Source organism: Gordonia sp. NPDC003376 (assembly GCF_053589235.1).
In genome coordinates this window covers 85,209-107,157 of sequence record NZ_JBSFRM010000006.1, presented here as the reverse complement: position 1 = coordinate 107,157, position 21,949 = coordinate 85,209, and the positions used below count along the sequence as shown (strand labels likewise).

Annotated in this window: 19 protein-coding genes; 12 read left to right on the top strand and 7 right to left on the bottom strand. The window is 67.6% G+C overall.

Annotated features, from left to right (window positions below):
- The first annotated feature begins 81 nt into the window (after nucleotides 1-81).
- Entirely contained in the window at nucleotides 82-927 is an 846-nt protein-coding gene (locus tag ACWDUA_RS08795) for a fumarylacetoacetate hydrolase family protein (RefSeq protein ID WP_449750624.1), read from the top strand.
- Between the two features lie 83 nt (nucleotides 928-1,010).
- On the opposite strand, the gene ACWDUA_RS08790 is transcribed toward ACWDUA_RS08795, so the two are convergent.
- Nucleotides 1,011-2,390 carry an MFS transporter gene (locus ACWDUA_RS08790; protein ID WP_449750623.1) on the bottom strand — a complete coding sequence of 460 codons (1,380 nt, stop codon included), beginning with the start codon at nucleotides 2,388-2,390 and terminating at the stop codon, nucleotides 1,011-1,013.
- Nucleotides 2,391-2,709: 319 nt separating this feature from the next.
- Between ACWDUA_RS08790 and ACWDUA_RS08785 the strand changes: the two genes are divergently transcribed.
- From ACWDUA_RS08785 to ACWDUA_RS08755, 7 genes are all read left to right on the top strand, one after another.
- Complete coding sequence (locus tag ACWDUA_RS08785) at nucleotides 2,710-3,966, top strand: amidohydrolase (protein ID WP_449750622.1); 1,257 nt, start codon at nucleotides 2,710-2,712, stop codon at nucleotides 3,964-3,966.
- 49 nt (nucleotides 3,967-4,015) lie between these two features.
- Nucleotides 4,016-4,345, top strand: coding sequence for a LuxR family transcriptional regulator (locus ACWDUA_RS08780; RefSeq protein WP_449750621.1), 330 nt, complete (start codon nucleotides 4,016-4,018; stop codon nucleotides 4,343-4,345).
- Between the two features lie 235 nt (nucleotides 4,346-4,580).
- Complete coding sequence (locus ACWDUA_RS08775; protein WP_449750620.1) at nucleotides 4,581-8,294, top strand: nitrate reductase subunit alpha; 3,714 nt, start codon at nucleotides 4,581-4,583, stop codon at nucleotides 8,292-8,294.
- Nucleotides 8,294-9,958, top strand: coding sequence for a nitrate reductase subunit beta (narH, locus tag ACWDUA_RS08770; RefSeq protein WP_449750619.1), 1,665 nt, complete (start codon nucleotides 8,294-8,296; stop codon nucleotides 9,956-9,958). The genes ACWDUA_RS08775 and narH overlap by 1 nt, the downstream gene beginning before the upstream one ends.
- Complete coding sequence (gene narJ / locus ACWDUA_RS08765) at nucleotides 9,955-10,566, top strand: nitrate reductase molybdenum cofactor assembly chaperone (RefSeq protein WP_449750618.1); 612 nt, start codon at nucleotides 9,955-9,957, stop codon at nucleotides 10,564-10,566. The genes narH and narJ overlap by 4 nt, the downstream gene beginning before the upstream one ends.
- Nucleotides 10,563-11,312: a respiratory nitrate reductase subunit gamma gene (gene narI, locus ACWDUA_RS08760; protein WP_449750617.1), complete on the top strand. Its 750-nt coding sequence runs from the start codon at nucleotides 10,563-10,565 to the stop codon at nucleotides 11,310-11,312. The genes narJ and narI overlap by 4 nt, the downstream gene beginning before the upstream one ends.
- Nucleotides 11,309-12,511, top strand: a complete 1,203-nt coding sequence (locus ACWDUA_RS08755) for an MFS transporter (protein ID WP_449750616.1) — start codon at nucleotides 11,309-11,311, stop codon at nucleotides 12,509-12,511. The genes narI and ACWDUA_RS08755 overlap by 4 nt, the downstream gene beginning before the upstream one ends.
- Here the strand turns inward: ACWDUA_RS08755 and ACWDUA_RS08750 are convergent.
- From ACWDUA_RS08750 to ACWDUA_RS08740, 3 genes are all read right to left on the bottom strand, one after another.
- Entirely contained in the window at nucleotides 12,483-13,961 is a 1,479-nt protein-coding gene (locus tag ACWDUA_RS08750; RefSeq protein ID WP_449750615.1) for a DHA2 family efflux MFS transporter permease subunit, read from the bottom strand. The genes ACWDUA_RS08755 and ACWDUA_RS08750 overlap by 29 nt on opposite strands.
- Nucleotides 13,962-14,396: 435 nt before the next feature.
- A complete protein-coding gene (locus tag ACWDUA_RS08745) occupies nucleotides 14,397-15,059 on the bottom strand; it encodes a nitroreductase family protein (RefSeq protein ID WP_449750614.1) in 663 nt (220 codons plus the stop codon).
- A 167-nt stretch (nucleotides 15,060-15,226) separates the two neighbouring features.
- Entirely contained in the window at nucleotides 15,227-16,057 is an 831-nt protein-coding gene (locus tag ACWDUA_RS08740; RefSeq protein WP_449750613.1) for a glycosyltransferase family 2 protein, read from the bottom strand.
- A gap of 49 nt (nucleotides 16,058-16,106) precedes the next feature.
- Between ACWDUA_RS08740 and ACWDUA_RS08735 the strand changes: the two genes are divergently transcribed.
- Nucleotides 16,107-16,811 (top strand): glycosyltransferase family 2 protein, encoded by a 705-nt coding sequence (locus ACWDUA_RS08735; protein WP_449750612.1) that lies wholly within the window; start codon nucleotides 16,107-16,109, stop codon nucleotides 16,809-16,811.
- Nucleotides 16,812-16,816: 5 nt separating this feature from the next.
- The gene (locus ACWDUA_RS08730) at nucleotides 16,817-17,227 is read left to right on the top strand and encodes a DUF2304 family protein (protein WP_449750611.1); all 411 of its coding nucleotides are present in this window, start codon (nucleotides 16,817-16,819) and stop codon (nucleotides 17,225-17,227) included.
- A 37-nt stretch (nucleotides 17,228-17,264) separates the two neighbouring features.
- Here the strand turns inward: ACWDUA_RS08730 and ACWDUA_RS08725 are convergent, their stop codons facing one another.
- Nucleotides 17,265-17,879, bottom strand: a complete 615-nt coding sequence (locus ACWDUA_RS08725) for a dTDP-4-dehydrorhamnose 3,5-epimerase family protein (protein ID WP_449750610.1) — start codon at nucleotides 17,877-17,879, stop codon at nucleotides 17,265-17,267.
- 29 nt (nucleotides 17,880-17,908) lie between these two features.
- Nucleotides 17,909-18,784, bottom strand: coding sequence for a glucose-1-phosphate thymidylyltransferase RfbA (gene rfbA, locus ACWDUA_RS08720; RefSeq protein WP_449750609.1), 876 nt, complete (start codon nucleotides 18,782-18,784; stop codon nucleotides 17,909-17,911).
- A gap of 88 nt (nucleotides 18,785-18,872) precedes the next feature.
- Between rfbA and rfbB the strand changes: the two genes are divergently transcribed.
- The gene (gene rfbB / locus ACWDUA_RS08715; RefSeq protein ID WP_449750732.1) at nucleotides 18,873-19,877 is read left to right on the top strand and encodes a dTDP-glucose 4,6-dehydratase; all 1,005 of its coding nucleotides are present in this window, start codon (nucleotides 18,873-18,875) and stop codon (nucleotides 19,875-19,877) included.
- 43 nt (nucleotides 19,878-19,920) lie between these two features.
- Here rfbB and ACWDUA_RS08710 read toward each other — a convergent pair whose 3' ends face one another.
- Nucleotides 19,921-20,802: an alpha/beta hydrolase gene (locus ACWDUA_RS08710; RefSeq protein ID WP_449750608.1), complete on the bottom strand. Its 882-nt coding sequence runs from the start codon at nucleotides 20,800-20,802 to the stop codon at nucleotides 19,921-19,923.
- A gap of 124 nt (nucleotides 20,803-20,926) precedes the next feature.
- Between ACWDUA_RS08710 and galE the strand changes: the two genes are divergently transcribed.
- Nucleotides 20,927-21,943 carry a UDP-glucose 4-epimerase GalE gene (gene galE / locus ACWDUA_RS08705; protein ID WP_449750607.1) on the top strand — a complete coding sequence of 339 codons (1,017 nt, stop codon included), beginning with the start codon at nucleotides 20,927-20,929 and terminating at the stop codon, nucleotides 21,941-21,943.
- Nucleotides 21,944-21,949: the final 6 nt, after the last annotated feature.

The following is a 21,949-nucleotide window of genomic DNA, read 5'->3' as shown; positions in this document are numbered from 1 at the left end:
CGCACGGCCTACACCGACACCCGGACCGGAGAACGACAGTCGTTCTCCGGCAAGAAGAGAACGATCAGAAAGACGGCGACCATGAGACTGGCCAATGTGGACGGGCGCGCCCTGCTCCTGACCTCCGACGACACCGGTGTGGACGTCGGGACAGCGAGCGGAGACCGATTCGGCCCCGGACTCCCGGGGATCTACGACGACTGGGATGCGTTCCGGCAGTGGGCCGACACCCTGCCCGACGATCTGCCCACCATGGGTTTCACGCGTACGGAACTGGCACCGCCGTCCCCGCGCCCGCGGCAGATCTTCGCCGTCGGACTGAACTACCGAGAACATGCCGAGGAAACCGGTCTCGCCGTCCCCGAAGGACTTCCGCCGGTGTTCACCAAGTTCGCGAGCAGCCTCGGCAACCCCGACTGCACGGTGTCGTTGCCGGCGGGCGGAAACACCGACTGGGAGGTCGAACTGGTCGCGATCATCGGCCGGAGGGCGTCGCACCTCACCGCCGCGCAGGCATGGGAGTCGGTCGCCGGACTCACCGTGGGACAGGACATCTCCGAGCGTGCATCGCAGTTCGCGGGTCCGGTTCCACAGTTCGGCCTGGCCAAGTCGTTCCCGAACTTCGCCCCGACCGGCCCCTGGCTGGTCACCCCCGACGCCGTGGGTGACCCCGACGACCTCGAGATCGGTTGTGCCATCGACGGAGAGGTGGTGCAGCACGCCAGGACCTCGGACCTGTTGATCCCCGTCGCCGAGATCATCGCCCGGCTGTCGGCGACGGTGACCCTGTACCCGGGCGATCTGGTCTTCACCGGAACACCTGCCGGCGTCGGCTACGGACGCACCCCGGCGCGCTATCTCCGCCCGGGCGAACGGTTGCGGACCTGGATCGAGGGCATCGGCGAACTCGACCAGCTCTTCGTCTGACGGACAACTCGAATCCGGTTGTGCAACGCGGTGATCGCCCGACGTCCCGACGCCGACCGATCACCGCGCGCATGTCCCGGACGTCAGACCGGCTCACCGTTCCGAACTGCGTCCGGAATCTTCTGTTGTGCTGTCGAATTCGATGAATCCCCACTGCCATGGAGGTCGACGTGCCGGGTCTCGCCGATCGACCAGATCGCGACAACGCTGACCACCGTGCAACCGGCCAGCATCCAGCTGATCCCCGCGGTGCCGCCGTCTGCGGCGGCCACCACCGCGGCCGCGATGACGGGGCTGAAGCCGGCCCCGATCATGGTCCCGAGCTGGTAGCTCAGCGAGACGCCCGTGTAGCGGACCCGGGTCGGGAACAGCTCACTGAGAACCGCCGGGGCCACCGCGGGCACGGCGATCCACACGAACCCGATGTAGACCGCGATGCACCCGATCAGGGCCGCCGGTTCGCCGGTCTGGATCAGCGAGAACATCGGGAAGGCCATGATCCCCGTCCCGAGGCTTCCCCACAGGAGCACCGGACGACGCCCGATCCGGTCGGACAGCGCGGCGTACACCGGCGCGGTGAACACACAGATCAGGGCGCCGATCACACCACCGAGGAGTGCGGAGTTCCGCGCGTAGCCGATGGACGGGGCATACGAGATCAGGAAGGTGTTCACCACGCCCTGTCCGGCCAGTGCCGCGAGCAGCAGCCCCGCCCCCTTGAGTACCGGAACCCATTGGTGCACAAATACTTCGGCGACCGGTGTACGAGACGCGCGAGCATTCTGCCCGATGTCGGCGGTGAACACCGGCGACTCGTCGAGACCGGCCCGGACGTAGACCGCCACCACCACCAGGGCGAACCCGACCAGGAATGGAACACGCCATCCCCAACTCAGGAGTTGCTCGGAACTCAGCGTCGTGGTGAGCACCAGCACGGTGACACCGGCGAGGAACGCACCGAGGCTCGCGCCCGACGAGATCGCGCTCGCGACCAGACCGCGTCGGCGTCCGGTCGCATGCTCGGCGGTCATCAGGACCGCCCCGCCGTACTCACCACCCACGGCGATCCCCTGGACGATCCGCAGGATCAACAGGATCAACGGTGCGGCGACACCGATCTGAGCCTCGGTCGGCAGCAGGCCGATGGCACCGCTGGCCAGGCCCATGACCACGAGGGTGACCATCAGCATCGGTCGGCGCCCGATCCGATCCCCGAAGTGCCCGAAAACCGCCGCTCCGACGAATCGCGCGACATACCCGGCGGCCAGCGTCAGCAGCGCCGCGATGGTCCCCATGGTGGGGCTGAGGTTGCCGAAGAAGATCTGGTCGAACAGCAGCGCGGCCAGCGATCCGTAGACGAAGAAGTCGTAGTACTCGATGGTGGTGCCGAGGAAGCTCGACAGGGCCGCTCGGCGCGGCTGACGGGTGCCGGTTCCCGGCGGGTGGGGGGTGTGCTGTGCCATCTCGGAGTCCTTGGTGGATGAAGTCGCGCCGCCCGAGGCCGGGCCTGCGCAGAGGAGACGATGTGGGCGTACCCGGGCCCGGGTGGGGGGTGGGGACCCGAGTGCGGTGGTGGAACGTCGCACGAACACGGTTCGCGTCACTTGCGCGCCATCATGTGCGACACATCACAGTTAATATCATAGGATTATGAGTAGTCAAGCCGCGGGCCTGGCAGCTCCGCCCACCGAGGTCGGTGAAGAACCCGGATCGCGGGACCACGCGGGTATCGTCACCACCGATACCCCGGCCCCTCGTTCCTGAACTGTCGCGGAGGTTCCCATGGCCGATCATCCACGTGCCCAATCGGTCCTGGACGGCCTGGACGGCACCCGCGAATGGCAGGCCGAGGTCTATCGCGACCTGCACCAGCACCCCGAACTCTCCCATCAGGAACACCGGACCTCTTCGCTGGTCGGCGAGCGGCTCCGCGGACTCGATCTCGAGATCCACGACGGAATCGGCGGCACCGGGGTGGTGGGCATCCTCCGCAACGGCGACGGGCCCACCGTCCTGGCCCGTGCCGACATGGACGCACTGCCGGTCGCCGAGGCGACCGGACTCCCCTACGCGAGCAGGGCGCAGGCCCAGGACCGATCCGGCACAACGGTTCCGGTGATGCATGCGTGCGGTCACGACGTCCACGTCACCTGCCTGCTGGGCGCTGCCGAACTCCTCGCCCGCGGCACCGACCACTGGTCGGGAACTTTCGTGGCACTGTTCCAACCCGCCGAGGAGTTCGGCGACGGTGCCGCCCGCATGGTCGACGACGGGCTCGCCGGCGTCCTCCCCCCGATCGACGTCGCCCTGTCCCAGCATGTGCTGCCGGCGCCCGCCGGGATCGTCGGCACCCGCTCCGGGCCGGTGCTCTCGGCCGCCGACAGTCTGCGCATCACCCTGCACGGCCGTGGTGCGCACGGGTCGATGCCACAGGCCGCCGTCGATGCCGTGGTGCTCGCGGCGTCTGTCGTGGTGCGCCTGCAGACGGTGGTAGCCCGCGAGGTGGCACCCGCCGACATCGCGGTGCTGACCATCGGCGCCCTCCACGCCGGGACGAAGAGCAACGTCATCGCAGATTCGGCGATCCTCGAACTCAACATCCGCACCTACTCCGACGAGGTACGCGAGAAAGTACTGGGCGCGATCCACCGCATCGTCGAGGCCGAGTGCCAGGCGGCCGGGTCGCCGCAGCCGCCGGAGTTCGAGCTGTACGACCACTTCCCACCGACCGTCAACGACGAGGCCGTCACCGCGCGGGTGACCGATGCGCTCGCCGCGTTCTTCGGCGATCGCGCCGTACAGTTGCCGCTCCAGCCCGCCAGTGAGGACTTCAGCGACATCCCCGACGCGCTCGGGGTTCCGTACACGTACTGGGGATTCGGCGGGATCGACCCGGAGCTCTACCAGCAGGCCGAGGCCGAGGGCCGGATCGACCAGGACATCCCGGTCAATCACTCCCCGACGTTCGCCCCGGTCATGCAGCCGACCCTCGACACCGGCACCGAGGCACTGGTCGTCGCCGCGCTCGCGTGGCTGTGACATGTCCGGTTCCCCGCCACCACGCCGGTGTCGGTGTCACAGTGAAGACATGGAATCCTCCAACCTGCCCACCGTCGTCGACGAACTCATCACCACCGCCCACCGCGGGCACAACGGACGCGCCGCCCAGACCCTGCACGGCGGTTCGCAGCAGCGTCTGCGCCAGACCGTCATCGCCTTGACCGCCGGATCGGTACTCGCCGAACACGAGGCCCCCGCCGAGGCCACTCTGCAGGTGCTGCGCGGGCACGTGACGCTCACCGCCGGCGTCCGGTCCTGGCAGGGCACCGACGGCGACCTCGTCACCATCCCGGATGAGCGACACGGGCTGTCGGCCCAGCAGGATTCGGCGGTACTGCTGACCGTCATCACCGGATGACGGTCTGTGTCATCGATTCGACACAGACCTCACAATTGCGAGTATCCCATGTGAAATCCGCGCATTCCATACGGTCGATCTCGGATTTCTGCGAATCAGTAATTCGGTGACCACTTCCGTACCGGCGCAGGTTCACCCGCCATTCACCGAATTCAGTGGATAGGCAGATCTGAGCGATTGTGCATTTCGTCCGATCACCCGGCACCGAATCGGCATGCGCCGTAGGGTGAGGCCCATGGCCGGATCACCGGACGTACAGGGCCCTGCGGCCTCCTCGCTGCTGAACGTCGGCAGATTCTTCACCCGCTGGGATGAAACCGCCGACGAGCGAGTGGTTTTCCGCAACGGCGGGCGTGCCGGCGATGTGTTCTACCGCGACCGCTGGAGTCACGACAAGATCGTGCGATCGACCCACGGGGTCAATTGCACCGGCTCGTGTTCGTGGAAGGTCTACGTCAAAGACGGCATCATCACCTGGGAGACCCAGGAGACCGATTACCCGTCGGTCGGCCCCGACCGCCCCGAATACGAACCGCGCGGATGCCCGCGCGGCGCCGCATTCTCCTGGTACACCTACTCCCCCACCCGCGTGCGTCACCCGTACGCACGCGGGGTCCTCGTCGAGATGTACCGGGCGGCAAGAGAAAAGCTCGGCGACCCGGTTCTGGCGTGGGCCGACGTGGTCGGCGACCCGGTGCGTCGTCGCGCCTATCAGCAGGCCCGCGGCAAGGGCGGCCTGATCCGGATCGGCTGGGACGAGGCCGTCGAGATCGCCGCCGCGGCCCACGTCCACACGATCAAGACCCACGGCCCCGACCGCTGCGCCGGGTTCTCCCCGATCCCGGCCATGTCGATGGTGAGCCACTGCGTCGGAACGCGATTCATCCAGCTCATCGGCGGCGTGATGACGTCGTTCTACGACTGGTACGCCGACCTGCCGGTCGCGAGTCCCCAGGTGTTCGGCGACCAGACCGACGTCCCCGAATCCGGTGACTGGTGGGATGCGAGCTATCTGATGATGTGGGGATCGAATGTCCCGGTCACCCGCACCCCCGACGCCCACTGGATGGCCGAGGTCCGCTATCGCGGCACCAAGATCGTCACCGTCAGCCCCGATTACGCCGACAACACCAAGTTCGCCGACGAATGGCTGCCCGCGCAGGCCGGTACCGACGCCGCCCTCGCCATGGCGATGGGCCATGTCATCCTCTCGGAGTTCTTCGTCGCCCGCGACACCCCGTTCTTCACCGACTACGTCCGCACCTACACCGACCTGCCGTTCCTGATCCATCTCGACCAGACCGACGCCGGCTGGGTGCCGGGCAAGTTCGTCACCGCCGACGAGACCGGGCTCCCGGGCGCCGATGCGACCGGCGACGACGCCCTGTGGAAGACGGTTCTGCTCGACGAGCAGACCGGGATGCCGGTGATCCCCAACGGTTCCATGGGTTTTCGCTACTCCGAATCGGGTGAGGGGCGCTGGAATCTCGATCTCGAGGGGGTGACACCGGCGCTGTCGCTGTACGGCCGCGCCGACGCGGAGTCGGTGCCGATCTCGCTCCCGGCGTTCGACGCCCCCGACGGCAGCGGATCGGTGCTGCACCGCGGGGTCCCCGCCGTCCGCGTCAACGGACATCTGGTGACCACGGTCTTCGACCTGATGCTCGCCCAGTACGGCGTCGGCCGCGACGGACTCCCCGGCGACTGGGCGTCGGGCTATGACGACGCCGACACCCCCTACACCCCGGCCTGGCAGTCCGAGATCACCGGCGTCCCGGCGCAGGCGGCGATCCGGATCGCCCGCGAATTCGCCGACAACGCAGCCGAATCCGGTGGCCGTTCGATGATCATCATGGGTGCCGGGATCTGCCAGTGGTTCCACGGCGACGCCACCTACCGGGCCATCCTGTCACTGCTGATCCTCACCGGCAGCATGGGCCGCAACGGCGGCGGCTGGGCCCACTACGTCGGACAGGAGAAGTGCCGCCCGATCACCGGCTGGATCTCGCTGGCCAACGCCCTGGACTGGTCCCGCCCGCCACGCACCATGACCGGGACGTCGTACTGGTACATGCACACCGACCAGTGGCGCAACGACGGCTACTCCGCGGCGTCGCTGGCCTCGCCGCTGGCCCGCGGCACCCTCACCCACGAACACACCGCCGACGCGATCGCCCAGTCCGCACGCCTGGGCTGGATGCCGTTCTATCCACAGTTCGACCGCAACCCGCTCGACATCGCCGACGAGGTGACCGCCGCCGTGGATTCCGGTGCGGCCACCGATGTCCCGACCGAGGTGGCCGCACGGCTCGTCGACGGACGGCTGACCCCGGCGATCACCGACATCGACGCCCCGGAGAACTGGCCGCGGACCCTGGTGCTGTGGCGGTCGAACCTGCTCGGATCGTCGGCGAAGGGCAACGAGTACTTCCTGCGGCACCTGCTGGGTACTCACCACAACGTGCTGGGGACCGAGACCCCCGAGACCCCACGGCCGTCCGAGGTCGTCTGGCGCGACCAGGCCCCGGAGGGCAAACTCGACCTGTTGCTGTCGGCGGACTTCCGGATGACCTCCACCACGCTGCTCTCGGATGTGGTCCTGCCGGCCGCCACCTGGTACGAGAAGCACGACCTCTCCTCCACCGACATGCATCCGTTCGTCCACGCGTTCTCCCCGGCCATCACCCCACCGTGGGAGGCGAAGTCGGATTTCGATCTGTTCCATCTGCTCGCCCGCAAACTCTCCGACCTCGCCCGCACCCATCTCGGGGTGCGCAAGGACCTGGTGAGTGTGCCGCTACAGCACGACACACCCGGCGAGACCGCCCAACCGCATGGGCGAGTACGGGATTGGCGGGACCCCGACATCCCGGCGGTACCCGGCAAGAACATGGGGGTGTTCAGCGTCGTCGAGCGCGACTACACCGCGATCGCCGACAAACTCGCCGCGATCGGTCCACTCGCCGACACACTCGGTTTCACGGTCAAGAACGTCACCTTCGACCTGACCGAGGCCACAACGCAGCTGGCCGGGACCAACGGGGTGATGCTCGGCGGCGCCGGCGACGGCCGACCCGCGATCGACACCGACGCCACACTCGCCGAGGCCATCCTGGCGTTGTCGGGAACCACCAACGGCGCGTTGGCCGTCGACGGATTCGAGAAGCTCGGACGCCGCGTCGGCAAGCAGCTCACCGACCTCGCGACCGGCGCCGAGGACAAACGCATCACCTTCGCCGACACCCAGCGCGCACCGGTACCGGTGATCACCTCACCGGAGTGGTCGGGCTCGGAGACCGGTGGTCGCCGCTATGCCCCGTTCACCACGAACATCGAGCGACTCAAACCCTTCCACACCCTCAGCGGCCGAATGCACTTCTACCTCGATCACGACTGGATGATCGATCTCGGCGAGGCCTTGCCGATCTATCGCCCACCGCTGGACATGCACCGGTTGTTCGGGGAACCCAAGTTGGGACCCGATGGCGCACAGCAGGTCACGGTGCGCTACCTGACACCCCATTCCAAGTGGTCCATCCACTCCGAGTACCAGGACAACCTGTTCATGCTGTCGCTCTCGCGCGGCGGGCCCACCGCCTGGCTCGGTCCCGCCGATGCCGCCGCGATCGGGGTGTCCGACAACGAATGGATCGAATGTGTCAACGCCAACGGGGTCCTGGTGTGCCGGGCGATCGTGAGTCACCGTATGCCCGAGGGCGTCTGCTACGTCTACCACGCGCAGGAACGAACCATCGACGTACCGAAGTCGGAGGCCACCGGACGCCGCGGCGGCATCCACAACTCCGTCACCCGGCTGCTGGTGAAGCCGACCCACCTGATCGGCGGGTATGCCCAGTTGTCGTATGCCTTCAACTATCTCGGTCCGACCGGCAACCAGCGTGACATGGTGTCGACCATTCGCAGGCGCAGCCAGGAGGTGACCTACTGATGCGAGTGATGGCGCAGGTCGGGATGGTGATGAACCTCGACAAGTGCATCGGCTGCCACACCTGCTCGGTGACGTGCAAACAGGCGTGGACCAACCGTTCCGGTACCGAGTACGTCTGGTTCAACAACGTCGAAACCCGCCCTGGACAAGGGTATCCACGACGATACGAGGACCAGGACCACTGGCGGGGCGGATGGCGGCTCAACCGGCGCGGGAAGCTGCGGTTGCGTACCGGCGGACGGCTGCAGAAGCTGCTCACCATCTTCGCCAGCCCGGTGCAGCCCACCATCTCCGACTACTACGAGCCCTGGACCTACGACTATCAGACGCTGGTCGGGGCGCCACTCGGCGACGACTTCCCGGTCGCCCGACCCAAGTCACTGCTGACCGGCGAGGACACCGAGGTCACCTGGTCGGCCAACTGGGACGACAACCTCGGCGGCGCACCCGAACACGGCGATCTCGACCCCGTCGTCGCCAAGCTGCGGCAGGAGTCGTCCGATGCGGTGACGTTCAGCTTCGAGCAGACCTTCATGTTCTATCTGCCGCGGATCTGCGAGCACTGCCTCAATCCGTCGTGTATGGCGTCGTGCCCGTCCGGGGCGATCTACAAACGCGCCGAGGACGGGATCGTGCTGGTGGATCAGGACCGCTGCCGGGGCTGGCGGCAGTGCATCACCGGATGTCCTTACAAGAAGATCTATTTCAACCACAAGTCGGGCAAGGCCGAGAAGTGCACGCTGTGCTACCCGCGGATCGAGGTGGGACAACCGACGGTGTGCTCGGAGACCTGCGTCGGCCGCCTCCGGTACCTCGGTCTGTTCCTCTACGACGTCGACGCGGTGACCGCCGCGGCGTCCACCCCGGATCCGCAGGACCTGTATCAGGCGCAATTGGACCTCCTGCTCGACCCGAACGACCCACAGATCATCGCCGCGGCGCGCCGGGACGGTATTCCCGAGGACTGGCTCGATGCCGCACGCCGGTCCCCGATCTATGCGCTGGCCAAGGAGTTCCGGGTGGCGTTGCCGTTGCACCCGGAGTACCGCACCATGCCGATGGTCTGGTACGTCCCGCCCCTGTCGCCGATCGTGGACCTGCTCGCCGGGCAGGGCCACGACGCCGAGGACCACCGAAATCTGTTCGGCGCCATCGACACCCTTCGCATCCCGGTGGAGTATCTGGCCGAGTTGTTCACCGCCGGAGACACCGACGTGATCGACACCGTGCTGCGTCGCCTCGCCGCGATGCGCTCCTACATGCGCGATGTGACCCTCGGGCGCGAGGCCGACGCGACCATCCCGGCGTCGGTCGGGCTGTCGGAGGAGCAGATCTACCAGATGTACCGGCTGATGGCACTCGCCAAATACGAAGAGCGCTACGTGATCCCGCCGGCGCATCTCGAGCAGGCGACGAATCTCGACGAGATGGCGTGCTCCCTGGACTACGACGACGGACCCGGGATGTTCGAGTCGGGGGCCTTCGGCGAGGCCAGCGGCCGGCCCGCCCCGGTGTCGGTGGAGACCTTCCACGCGCTGCGCCAACGCCAGACCAGCGATTCGGCGACCAGCGAGTCGGTGCTGGCCGGCCGCACCAACCTGCTGAACTGGGACGGCAACGGCGTGCCGGCCGGCCTGTTCCCGCGTCGTGAGGACCGATCATGAGGCTGCGGATGCGACGCCCCCTCACCACCACCGATCATCGCGTCGTCCATCAGGTGGCGTCGTGGTGTCTGGGATACCCGGACGACGCGCTGCTGGCACGCCTTCCCCTGCTCGACGCCGCACTGGTCGAACGGGATGACACCGAGACCACCGATCTGCTGCGCGGCATGGTGCGACATCTCGCCCAGACACCGCCGGCGGTGTTGCGGCACGACTACATCGAGCTGTTCGACCTGAATCGCAAACACACTCTGTACCTGACCTATTGGACCGACGGTGACACCCGACGCCGCGGTGAATCACTGGCCGCGATCAAACAGCTCTACCGCGATTCCGGTTTCGTCGTCGACCTCCACGGCGAGCTGCCGGATCATCTCCCGATCATCCTGGAGTTCTGCGCCATCGCCGATCCCGAGCGTGGCACCGAACTGCTCCGGACACACCGACGGGCCCTCGAGTCGATCCGGCAGGCATTGACCGAGCGTGGCAGCCGCCATGCCGACGTCCTCACCGCGATCTGCTCCACCCTCCCCGCCGGGGAGGGTGCGGGAATCGGGGTGCGTACCGAGATCCCCATCGAGGCAGTCGGTCTGGAGACGTTCCGATGAGCATCTTCCTGTGGGGAGTCCTCCCGTACATCACGCTTCTGACCGTCATCGGCGGCACCATCTGGCGCTACCGTTACGACAAGTTCGGCTGGACCACCCGCTCGTCGGAGCTGTACGAGTCGCGGCTGTTGCGATTCGCCTCCCCCCTGTTCCACTACGGCATCCTCGTGGTGATCGCCGGCCACGCCATCGGCCTGGCCATCCCCCGGTCATGGACCGACGCCATCGGGGTCTCGGAGACGATGTACCACTGGGGTGCAGCCGGTTTCGGACTGATCGCCGCCGTCGCCACCCTGGTCGGCGTGGGTCTGCTGATCTATCGACGCCGCACCACCGGACCGGTGTTCATGGCGACCACCCGCAACGACAAGATCATGTACCTGGTGCTCGTCTGCGCCCTGGTGGCCGGCACCGTGATCACCGTGGTCGGCGCGGTCGACCCCCACGGTGAGGGGGTGAACTACCGGGAGACCGTCTCACCGTGGTTCCGGTCGGTCTTCTTCCTCCACCCCGACATCGACGCGATGTCGGCGGCGCCGTTACGGTTCCACATCCACGTGGTGATCGGCATGCTGCTGTTCTGTCTGGTGCCGTTCACCCGGCTGGTCCACATCTTCACCGCGCCACTGCACTACTTCTTCCGGCCCTACATCGTCTACCGCAGCCGTGACGTGGCGGCCGCGCCCGGAAACCGTCCGAGCCGACCGGGCTGGGCCCCGGTCGGAGTGAGGGATCGCGACCGATGACCACCGTGCCCGCCGCCCCCGTCGCCGTCTCCGCACGTGCGCAGTCGGTCAACCTGGCCCTGGCGACCCTCGCCTTCACCGTCAGCTTCTGGGCATGGAACCTGATCGGGCCGTTGGGTATCCGGTACGCCGACGACCTCGGGTTGTCGGCATCGCAGAAGTCGGTGCTGGTGGCCGTCCCGATCCTGGTGGGTTCGGTGGGCCGAATCCTCACCGGTGCCCTCACCGATCGGTTCGGTGGCCGCACCATGTTCCCGATCCTGCTGATCGCGACCGTCCCGTTCGTCCTGCTGGTGGCGCTGGGCGGGTACCTCGACAGCTACTGGTTGCTGATCGTCGCCGGATTCTTCCTCGGGATCGGGGGCACCACATTCGCCGTCGGCATCCCGTTCGTGAACTCCTGGTACGACCCGTCCCGACGTGGATTCGCCACCGGTGTCTTCGGCGCAGGTATGGGCGGGACCGCCCTCTCGGCCTACTTCACCCCACGATTCGTGTCGTGGTTCGGCTATGTCGCCACGCATGTGATCATCGCGGTGGTGCTGGTGGTGGTCGCGCTGATCTGCCGCACCTGGATGCGGGATTCTCCGCGCTGGGCGCCCAACCATGATCCGGTGGTACCGAAACTGGTTGCTGCGGCGAAGCTCCCGGTGACGTGGCAGATGAGTTTCCTCTATGCCGCGGCATTCGGCGGATTCGTCGCGTTCTCCACCTACCTGCCGACCTATCTCAACGATGTGTACTCGCTGGACATCAAGGCCGCGGGCACGCGCACCGCCGGATTCGCGATCGCCGCGGTCATCGCACGCCCCGTCGGCGGGGTGCTCGCCGACCGGTTCGGACCGCGGCCGATCACACTGATCTCGTGTGGCGGTGCCGCGGTCCTGGCGATCTGGATGATGACCCAACCACCACTGGAACTGCCCGCGGGCGTCGACTTCGTCCTGATGGCCCTGTGCATGGGCCTCGGCTCCGGATCGGTGTTCACCTGGGTTGCGCAGGCAGCACCGGCCGAACGGGTCGGGTCGGTCACCGGGATCGTCGGTGCGGCAGGCGGTCTGGGCGGGTTCTTCCCACCGCTGGTGATGGGTGCGACCTATGACGCCGTCGACCACAGCTACACGATCGGGTTGGGCCTGCTCGTCGGATTCGCCGCGCTGGCAACCCTGTTCACGGCATTCGGGATTCCCCGCCGCTGACCGGTCCGGTGCGGGTGACGGCGTCCTGGCAGGCACTGTTCACCGTAGGCATCACCTGCGGCCGGAAGCCCGCGCCCCGACGGATCGTCGACGCCGCGACCACCCCACCGGCAGCACAACATCCTGCGGCGATCCACATCGCGACACCGAAACCGGTTCCGAGTGGCTGCCCCGGTCCGACGTCGAGACCGGCAACGGCAGGCAGCACCGCAACCGCCACCAGTCCGGCCACGCGGGCGACGGCGTTGTTGACCCCGGATGCGGTACCGGCCCGGGCGTCGTCGACGGCACCGAGAGCCGCCGCGGTCAACGGGGCGACGGTGATGGCCATGCCGACTCCGAACAGCACCACTGCCGGGAAGACCGCATCGAGATAGCCCGAACCCGGAACCACACGCGCCATCAGGGCCAGGCCTGTGCCCGCGATCATCGGGCCGATCGTCATCGGGATGCGCGGTCCGGTGCGTTGGGCCAGGAGTCCGGAGATCGGCGACCCGAACAGCATGATGAGCGTGCTCGGGAACATCGCGGCACCGGCCTCGAATGCCGAGTAACCCAGACTCTGCTGCAGTTGGAGGGCCAGGAGGAACAGGGCACCGCCGAGGGCGGCATACACCAGCAGGGTGGTCAGGTTGGCGCCGCTGAACTGCCGCGACCGGAACAGCTGCCACGGCAACAGGGGGTCGGCCACGCGGGTCTCGATGACGACGAAACCGATCAGCGCCACGATGCCGACGACGCCGGCGACCATCGTCGGGATCGACCACCCGCGGCCCGGGCCCTCGATCAGCGCGTAGACCACCCCGGCGAGACCGAGGGTCATGGTGGCCGCCCCGGCCATGTCGAGGCGTCCACCGCTGTGATCCCGTGACTCGGGGACATGCCACACCACGATCGCGATGGCCGCGACGGCGAGCGGAACGCTCAGGAAGAACACCCAGCGCCAGGTTGCGGTGTCGACCAGCCAGCCGCCGATGAACGGCCCCAACGCGCTGGTGGCACCGGACATCCCGGCCCACACGCCCACCGCACCACCCCGATCATCCGGGGTGATCTCGGCGTTGATCAGTGCCAGACTGCCGGGCACCACCGCGGCGGCCGCGACACCCTGGACGAGTCGGGCGACGACGAGCCACTCGATGGTGGGCGCCAGCCCGCAGCCGGCGGACGCGACCGCGAACACCGCCAGGCCGCCGACGAAGACCGCGCGCCGGCCGTAGCGATCACCGGCGACCCCGCCGACGAGCAGCAATGCACCGAGGGTCAGCATGTACCCGTCGAGCACCCACTGCTGTCCGCGCAGGTCGGTCTCGAGGTCACGGGCGATCGCCGGGAGTGCGACCGTCACCACGGTGCTGTCGAGGAACGCCACCCCGGAACCGAGTACGGCGGCGACGATCAGCCACCGCCCCTGCGCCGATGACGCGCGGATACCGGCGGCTGTGGTCATTCCCTCGGCTGCCCGGAGTTCCGCCCGGCCCTCACACCTTCCCCTGCATGGAGGACCAGGCGGGATTGCCCTGCTCTGCCTTCGTGGGATCGGGCTCGTCGGCGTTCTCCTTCACGCCCTGCTCGACCCGTGTCGGGCGGTGTCATTCGTATCGTCTCCAACACAGATCGATTCATGGGACCAGCGATCCCGCCGTCACCGCGCCACGCCTGAGGGTGCAGGCGGCGGTGCACGTGATTGTCAGCTCCGTCCCCGACTGTAGCCGTCCGAGTCGATTCCCGCCGCCGGCGCCTGGTTGCAGTGAATATTCTTCCACCAGAACGTATTCTCTTTCTTGCGAGTCCGATTCAGCCCGCTGCCAGCGGCGGTCGGGTGCGGGCCGACCACCGGAGGTGGTACAGACACGGGCGACGACTCGATATCGAGCCGGGCCGATCAGGTCAACGGCTCACCGTCGAAGCGTTCACGGGTCACGAAGTCGCGCACCTCGACCCGGCACAGACGGGTGAGTTGGCGGACCGGCCTGCCGAGCGGGACCACCGCAGCCAGTGCGTGAGAGTCCGGTATTCCCAACAGTTCTCGCACGGCCGGTTCCTCGGCGACGGCCATGCTGGTGATGGTCCCGCCGTATCCGCGGGAGCGGGCGGTGGTGAGGATGTTCCAGACGAGCGGATAGATCGATGCGCCACCGACGATCCCGATGCGGTCGAGTCCCGAATCGGTGGTGGCGACCGCGCCGAGGTCCACGGCCACCACCAGCACCACGGGCGCAGCCTCGAGTGACCCGACGAAGGCGTCGACCCCCGGCGCCGCGGCGATCTCCTCGGGAGTCGCGGTGGTGGGCTGCAACGGATTCCACGGGTTCTCACCCTTTCTCCGTTGTGCGAGGTAGCGTCGGGCGCCGGGTTTGCTCAGCTCGGCGAGACGCGCCTTGGTGTCGGCGTCACGGACGACGACGATGTGCGCACCCTGCCGATTTCCGCCGCTCGGGGCGAATCGCGCGGTGTCGAGGATGTCGACGAGCACGTCGTCGGGCACCGGGTCGTCGGTGAACTCGCGCGCTGCGAAGGTGGTGCGGATGACGTCGTCGAATTCCATCGTGACCTCTCATCGTCGGGTGCCGTGAGTCCCATCGTGCCCCCTCGGACCAGATCGTCTGCACACTCGGCGTGAAGTAGCGCCCGATGAACGCGATCGGGCGCCCAGTGAACGCGATCGGGCGCCGGTGAACGGAGAGTGCCGCCCGGTCGGTGTGGTGCGCCCCGTCAGGGACGCAGTCGCGCGACGCGGGCCATCCCGTGGTGCAGACGTGACGTCGCATGCCAGCGGGCTGCCCGCGCGGCCCGACCCCAGCCCAATGCGGCACATCGGGCCGCCTCACCGTCGAAGAAGGCGTTCTCCTCCGCGAAACGACGACCGTCGACCGCCTGCACCGAACTCACCGAGTCGCCGTGTCTGCGGTACCGGAACACCACCGTCGGGTCGTGGACCAGGCTTCCGCCGGCGGCGGCGAGGTCGACGAGCAGGGCGAGGTCGAGCACGATCTCCAGCCCCGGCCGGAAGCCGACCTGCCGCACCGCGTCGGTGTTCCACAGCAGTGACGGGAAGTAGGTCCAGTTCCCGTGGTAGAGCCCGGCGGCCAGCCGCTCCCCCGACAACACGCCGGCACTGCGCGGCGCGAGAACGGACTTGATGCGGTCACCGAGCGGCCGGACCACGGCGTCGTCGGCGTCGATCACCTCCACACCGGGGGCGATCACCGCCGCACCCGGGTTCTGCTCGGCGAGGCGCCGAACGGTGGACAGATAGTCCGGCAGCATCACGTCGTCGCAGCCCATCACCACGAACCACGGGGCGGCGACGAGCTCCACACAGCGCCGGAAGTTGCCGTTCACCCCGAGATTCGTCTCGTTGCGCACGTACTCGACACGCCCGTCACCCAACCCCAGCAGCCACTCCCGCGGATGCGGGTCGGGATAGCAGTCGTCCACCACGACCAGCCGGAAGTCGCGATCGGACTGTGCGAGCACACTGCGCACGGAGTGTCGGAACTGTCCGGGATCTCCGTAGTACGGCATCATCACGTCGATCGGCACCCGACCAGCCTAGAAGGTTGCTGTGGATCGCTCGGCTAGGGTTACGCCCATGACCGGCCCCGCGACGACCAACGAGGACGTCTGGCTGGTGATCCCCGTCTACAACGAGGCGCAGGTCATCGCCGACGTCGTCACCGAGGCAGCCGCGACGTTCCCGAACATCGTGTGCGTCGACGACGGCAGCCGCGACGATTCCGCCGCGCGCATCGCTGCCACCCCCGCGCACCTCGTACGGCATCCGGTGAACCTCGGACAGGGCGCAGCCATCCAGACCGGTGTCGAGTACGCCCGCACCCGGCCCGGCGCCCGGTTCTTCGTCACCTTCGACGCCGACGGCCAGCATCGCGTCGACGACGTGGTGGCGATGATCGCACGACTGCGCACCGAACCGATCGACATCATCGTGGGTACCCGGTTTGCCGAGGGCCGCAGCGAATCCGTGCCACTCGTCCGTCGAATGGCGTTGCGCACCATCGTGTTCCTCAGTCCGCGCACCCGCAGACTGGGACTGACCGATGCGCACAACGGGCTGCGTGCGTTCAACCGGACCGTCGCCGATCAGCTCGATCTGCTGATGAGCGGGATGAGTCACGCCTCGGAGTTCGTCACCCTGATCGACCGCAACGGATGGCGGGTGGCCGAGCAACCGGTCACCATCCTCTACACCGACTACTCGCGCGCCAAGGGGCAGTCGTTGATCAACGGGGTGAACATCCTCGCCGACGGCATCTTCCACAGCACGGCGCGGAGGTGAGCGAGATGATCTGGTTCCAGATCCTGGCGATCGTGGGCATCCTCGCACTGGTCGTGTTCTTCATCGTCAACCGCGGCACCGCCCGCGCATCGGCCGGAGTGAAACTGCTGTTCGTCGCGTTTGTCGCCTTCGGCCTGTATGCGATGTTCCGGCAGGACGACATCACCTGGCTGGCCAACCGGCTGGGTATCCAGCGAGGTCTGGACCTGGTGCTGTTCCTGCTGGTGATCGCCTTCGCGTTCACCACCGTGTCGACCTATCTCCGATTCCGCGACCTCGACGTGCGCTATGCACGGCTCGCCCGCGCCATCGCCTTGCAGAACGCCGAGTCACAGACTTCGGGTACCGGGACCGCGGGCACCGGGACCGCGTCCGGATCCGCGCCGCAGGCACCCGACGATCCGCCAGCACCCTGACGAGTCGTCCGGACAGGCACGGTCAGGACAGGCACCGTCAGGACAGGGTCTGCACGAACCGCTTCACGTCGTCGAACTGCGGGAGCAGGCCGGTGTCGCGGGCGGCGAACAGCCCGGGGGCCTCGGTGTCCTTGGGCGAGAGCTCGTAGGTCAACGGCGAGCCGTCACGGGCGGTGGTCGGCCACTCGATGCCCAGCTGCGGGTCGAGCGGGTCGATGCCGTGCTCGCGGCCCGGGTTGTACCCGGTGGAACACAGGTAGGTGACCGTGGAACCGTCCTCGAGGGCACAGAACGCGTGACCGAGCCCTTCCGACAGGTACACCGCACGGCGGTCGGCGTCGTCGAGCAGGACGGTGTCGTAGGTGCCGAACGTGGGCGAACCGACGCGGATGTCGACGATCACGTCGAGGACCGCACCCTGTGGACAGGTGACGTACTTGGCCTGCCCGGGCGGGACATCGGCGAAGTGCACGCCGCGCAGCACCCCCGCCGCCGACACCGACAGGTTGACCTGGGCGAGGTCGAAGCGGTGGCCGATGGTCTCGGAGGTCAGGTCCGCCTTGAACGCCTCGGTGAACAGGCCCCGCGCATCACCGTGCAGAACCGGGGTGAACTCCCAGGCCCCGTCGATCGTCAGCGGTCGCACCTTCATCGTCCAACGTCTCCTTCGATCGTGAGCTTCTAGAAACCCTTGCCGCGGGCCAGCAGTTCGAGCAGGTAGTCGCCGTAGCCGGACTTGCGCAGCGGCTCGGCCCGCGCCGCGAGCTCGACGTCGTCGATGAACCCGCGCCGCCACGCGATCTCCTCGGGGACCGCGATCTTGAGGCCCTGCCGCTGTTCGACGGTGCGCACGAAGTTCCCGGCGTCCAGCAACGAGTCGAACGTACCGGTATCCAGCCATGCCGTGCCACGCGGAAGCACGGTGACCTTCAACCGACCCCGCGCCAGATAGTGGGCATTGATGTCGGTGATCTCGTATTCACCTCGCGCACTTGGCTTCAGGCCACGTGCGATCTCGATCACCTCGTTGTCGTAGAAATACAGTCCGGGTACCGCGTAATGCGACCGCGGATTCTTCGGCTTCTCCTCCAACGACACCGCGGTGCCGTGCTCGTCGAAGTCGACGACGCCGTACGCGCTCGGGTCGGCAACCCGGTACGCGAAGATCGCACCTCCGTCGATGTCGCCGAAGCCCTGCAACTGGGTACCCAGGCCCGGACCGTAGAAGATGTTGTCGCCGAGCACGAGAGCCACCGAGTCGTCCCCGATGTGGCCGGCACCCAGGGTGAACGCCTGTGCCAGACCGTCCGGCGAGTCCTGGGTACGGTAACTCAGGGAGATGCCGAATCGCGTTCCGTCGCCGAGCAACCCACGGAAGGCCGCCGCGTCGTTCGGGGTGGTGATGATCAGGATGTCGCGGATGCCGGCCAGCATCAACGTCGACAACGGGTAATAGATCATCGGTTTGTCGTAGACCGGGACGAGCTGTTTGCTCACACCCTGGGTGATCGGGTGCAGGCGGCTGCCGGTACCCCCGGCCAGGATGATCCCGCGCATGGCTCACCAGCGTAGCGGCTGCCGCACCCCGCACGGTGGGACCGACATCGGTAGACTTCCCGCCGTCGACGAAGGAGGAGATCCGACAATGCGCGTCCTGGTCACCGGCGGTGCCGGCTTCATCGGTGCGAACTTCGTGTTGCGTACCGTGGCCCGCCGCCCCGAGGTGCGTATTCGCGTCCTCGACAAGCTCACCTATGCCGCCAATCCGGCGACCCTGGCCTCGGTGGCCGAGACCGTCGAACTGGTCCAGGGCGACATCGCCGACGCCGACCTCGTCGACTCCCTGGTCGCCGACTCGGATCTGGTCGTGCACTTCGCCGCCGAATCACACAACGACAACTCGCTGTCGGATCCGTCGGCGTTCGTGCAGACCAACCTGGTCGGCACCTACACGCTGCTCGAGGCGGTGCGCAGGCATCAGGTGCGGTTCCACCACATCAGCACCGACGAGGTGTACGGCGACCTCGAACTCGACGACCCGGCACGGTTCACCGAGCACACCCCGTACAACCCGTCGAGCCCGTACAGCTCCACCAAGGCCGGCAGCGACCTGCTGGTGCGTGCGTGGGTGCGATCGTTCCAGGTGCCCGCGACGATCTCGAACTGCTCCAACAACTATGGCCCGTACCAGCATGTGGAGAAGTTCATCCCGCGGCAGATCACCAACGTGCTGTCGGGGGTGCGGCCGCGACTGTACGGCGACGGCCGCAACGTGCGGGACTGGATTCACGTCGACGACCACAACGACGCGGTGTGGACGATCATCGAGAAGGGCACCATCGGCGAGACGTACCTGATCGGCGCCGACGGCGAGGTGGACAACCGCACCGTCGTCGAGACGATCCTGGAACTGGCCGGACAGCCCCACGACGCCTTCGACTTCGTCACCGATCGCCCCGGACATGACCGCCGCTACGCGATCGACTCGACCCGCCTGCGGACCGAACTCGGCTGGCAGCCACAGTATCTGGACTTCCGGTCCGGGCTGTCGGCGACCATCGACTGGTACCGCGAGCACGAGTCGTGGTGGCAGACCGCCAAGGATGCGGCCGAGCAGAAGTACGCGGCCACCGAAAAGGTGCTGGGCTGAACCGGTTTCCGGGTTCTCGGTTCCCACTCCGGGCCCTGATGGTTCAGACCGGTACGGTCTGCTGCAGGAAGTCGATCTGATCGGCGACCACACGCTCGAATCCGCCGTCGACATAGATGTCGAAGTGCTCGTCGGGATAGCGGTTCAGTGTCACCATCGGTGACGACTCGGCCGCGGTGATCGTCGGACCCGGCGGGGCGACGGTGTCGCGGTCGCACACGCAGATCAGGGTCGGCACATGCAGCCGGCGGATCGACCGGATCGGGTGATACAGCGGTAGGGTCAGCGCGGCCCGCGCGGCCACCGCGTTGGTGAACTCGACGTCGGCGGGGACCAGCCGGAGGTAGCCCGACTCGGCGTCGGCGGCAGTCATCAGGGCGGCGTCGTGCGCACGTCCGACCAGCGCCACCCGGACCGGCGGCCGCCGCAGGAGTGCGGCCGCGGCATCGGCGAGCCCGAGGGCGGTCACCTTGACAGCACCGGTCCGGTCGAGGGCGCGCAGCGACGCGAGTCCACTGGTGAACGGGCACTGGGCGATCACCGCGGCCAGGTCGGGGTGACGCGCACCGATGACCAGGGCGTGGCCACCCCCGAACGAGGTGCCCCAGACGATCACGCGGGCGGCGTCGACGTCGGGCAGGGTGCGGGCACGGGCGATCGCGGCAGCCCAGTCGGCGAGTTGTCGGCGGACCGACAACAGCTCCCGTGGTTGCCCGTCGCTGTCGCCGAAGTGGCGGTAGTCGAACACCAGGCATGCGTAGCCGGCGGCGGTGAACCGTTCGGCAAAGGCGTCGAGCCGCATCCTCCGGACCGCCCCGAGGCCGTGCGCCATGACGATCACCGGCGGGTTGCCGGCGGCCGGGCGGTACAGCCACGCCCGGCAGGTCACACCCGACGAGGTGAACTCGACATCCGAGATGTTCATGCCCGACTCCCCTGCCGAGAGATGTGTCACAGGTCACCGGAACGGTATCGGACGCGGATCGGTGCGGTCCAGCCCACAGGTCCCCGACAGGAACCGTTCAGACCGGGCGAATACCGTGGTCGGTATGCGGGTACTCGTGAGTGGTGGAGCCGGATACATCGGATCGCACACCGTGATCAGGCTGGTGCAGGCCGGACACGACGTGGTGGTGATCGACGATTTCAGCAATTCCAAGCCGACGGTGATCGCGCGGCTCGAGGGACTGACCGGGACCCGGATCCCGGTACACGTCGTCGACCTCGCCGACGTCGACAAGACCGAGCAGGTCTTCGCGCACGAGCAGATCGACGCGGTGATCCACTTCGCCGGGTTCAAGGCCGTCGGCGAGTCGGTGGCCAAACCGCTCGAGTACTACCAGAACAACCTCGACAGCACCTTCTCCCTGCTGCGGGCCATGCGCCGCCACGACGTGCACACACTGGTGTTCTCGTCGTCGGCGACGGTGTACGGGGCCGAGCCGGTGCTCCCGATGACCGAGGACTCCCCGACGTCGGCGACCAACCCGTACGGCTGGACCAAGGTGATGATCGAGCAGGTGCTGCGGGACGTCGCCGCCAGTGACGACACCTGGCGGATCGCCGCCCTGCGCTACTTCAACCCGGTCGGCGCGCACCCGAGCGGACAGATCGGTGAGGACCCCAGCGGGATCCCCAACAACCTCATGCCCTTCGTCGCGCAGGTCGCCGTGGGGCGCCGGGAGTCGTTGTCGGTGTTCGGTAGCGACTACCCCACCCCCGACGGGACCGGCGTGCGTGACTACATCCACGTCGACGACCTCGCCGCCGGACACGTCGCGGCGCTGGAGCGGCTCACCGCCGTCGACCCCGGGTTGTCGGTGTGGAATCTCGGTACCGGCACGGGCGTGTCGGTGCTCGAGGTGATCAAGGCCTTCGAGCGTGCCAGTGGTCGGGAGATCCCCTATCAGATCGCGCCGCGCCGCGCCGGCGACATCGCCGCATCCTACGCCGACCCCACCCGGGCGAACACCGAATTGGGTTGGTATGCAACCAAGACCATCGACGACATGTGCGCTGACACCTGGCGCTGGCAGTCGAACAACCCGACCGGCTATCCGGACTGAGCTGTC

What these genes read in the sequence shown, in the direction of transcription:
- ACWDUA_RS08795 (WP_449750624.1), top strand. Translation starts at nt 82, where the DNA reads ATGAGACTGGCCAATGTGGACGGGCGCGCCCTGCTCCTGACCTCCGAC.
- ACWDUA_RS08790 (WP_449750623.1), bottom strand. Translation starts at nt 2,390, where the DNA reads ATGGCACAGCACACCCCCCACCCGCCGGGAACCGGCACCCGTCAGCCG.
- ACWDUA_RS08785 (WP_449750622.1), top strand. Translation starts at nt 2,710, where the DNA reads ATGGCCGATCATCCACGTGCCCAATCGGTCCTGGACGGCCTGGACGGC.
- ACWDUA_RS08780 (WP_449750621.1), top strand. Translation starts at nt 4,016, where the DNA reads ATGGAATCCTCCAACCTGCCCACCGTCGTCGACGAACTCATCACCACC.
- ACWDUA_RS08775 (WP_449750620.1), top strand. Translation starts at nt 4,581, where the DNA reads ATGGCCGGATCACCGGACGTACAGGGCCCTGCGGCCTCCTCGCTGCTG.
- narH (WP_449750619.1), top strand. Translation starts at nt 8,294, where the DNA reads ATGCGAGTGATGGCGCAGGTCGGGATGGTGATGAACCTCGACAAGTGC.
- narJ (WP_449750618.1), top strand. Translation starts at nt 9,955, where the DNA reads ATGAGGCTGCGGATGCGACGCCCCCTCACCACCACCGATCATCGCGTC.
- narI (WP_449750617.1), top strand. Translation starts at nt 10,563, where the DNA reads ATGAGCATCTTCCTGTGGGGAGTCCTCCCGTACATCACGCTTCTGACC.
- ACWDUA_RS08755 (WP_449750616.1), top strand. Translation starts at nt 11,309, where the DNA reads ATGACCACCGTGCCCGCCGCCCCCGTCGCCGTCTCCGCACGTGCGCAG.
- ACWDUA_RS08750 (WP_449750615.1), bottom strand. Translation starts at nt 13,961, where the DNA reads ATGACCACAGCCGCCGGTATCCGCGCGTCATCGGCGCAGGGGCGGTGG.
- ACWDUA_RS08745 (WP_449750614.1), bottom strand. Translation starts at nt 15,059, where the DNA reads ATGGAATTCGACGACGTCATCCGCACCACCTTCGCAGCGCGCGAGTTC.
- ACWDUA_RS08735 (WP_449750612.1), top strand. Translation starts at nt 16,107, where the DNA reads ATGACCGGCCCCGCGACGACCAACGAGGACGTCTGGCTGGTGATCCCC.
- ACWDUA_RS08730 (WP_449750611.1), top strand. Translation starts at nt 16,817, where the DNA reads ATGATCTGGTTCCAGATCCTGGCGATCGTGGGCATCCTCGCACTGGTC.
- ACWDUA_RS08725 (WP_449750610.1), bottom strand. Translation starts at nt 17,879, where the DNA reads ATGAAGGTGCGACCGCTGACGATCGACGGGGCCTGGGAGTTCACCCCG.
- rfbA (WP_449750609.1), bottom strand. Translation starts at nt 18,784, where the DNA reads ATGCGCGGGATCATCCTGGCCGGGGGTACCGGCAGCCGCCTGCACCCG.
- rfbB (WP_449750732.1), top strand. Translation starts at nt 18,873, where the DNA reads ATGCGCGTCCTGGTCACCGGCGGTGCCGGCTTCATCGGTGCGAACTTC.
- ACWDUA_RS08710 (WP_449750608.1), bottom strand. Translation starts at nt 20,802, where the DNA reads ATGAACATCTCGGATGTCGAGTTCACCTCGTCGGGTGTGACCTGCCGG.
- galE (WP_449750607.1), top strand. Translation starts at nt 20,927, where the DNA reads ATGCGGGTACTCGTGAGTGGTGGAGCCGGATACATCGGATCGCACACC.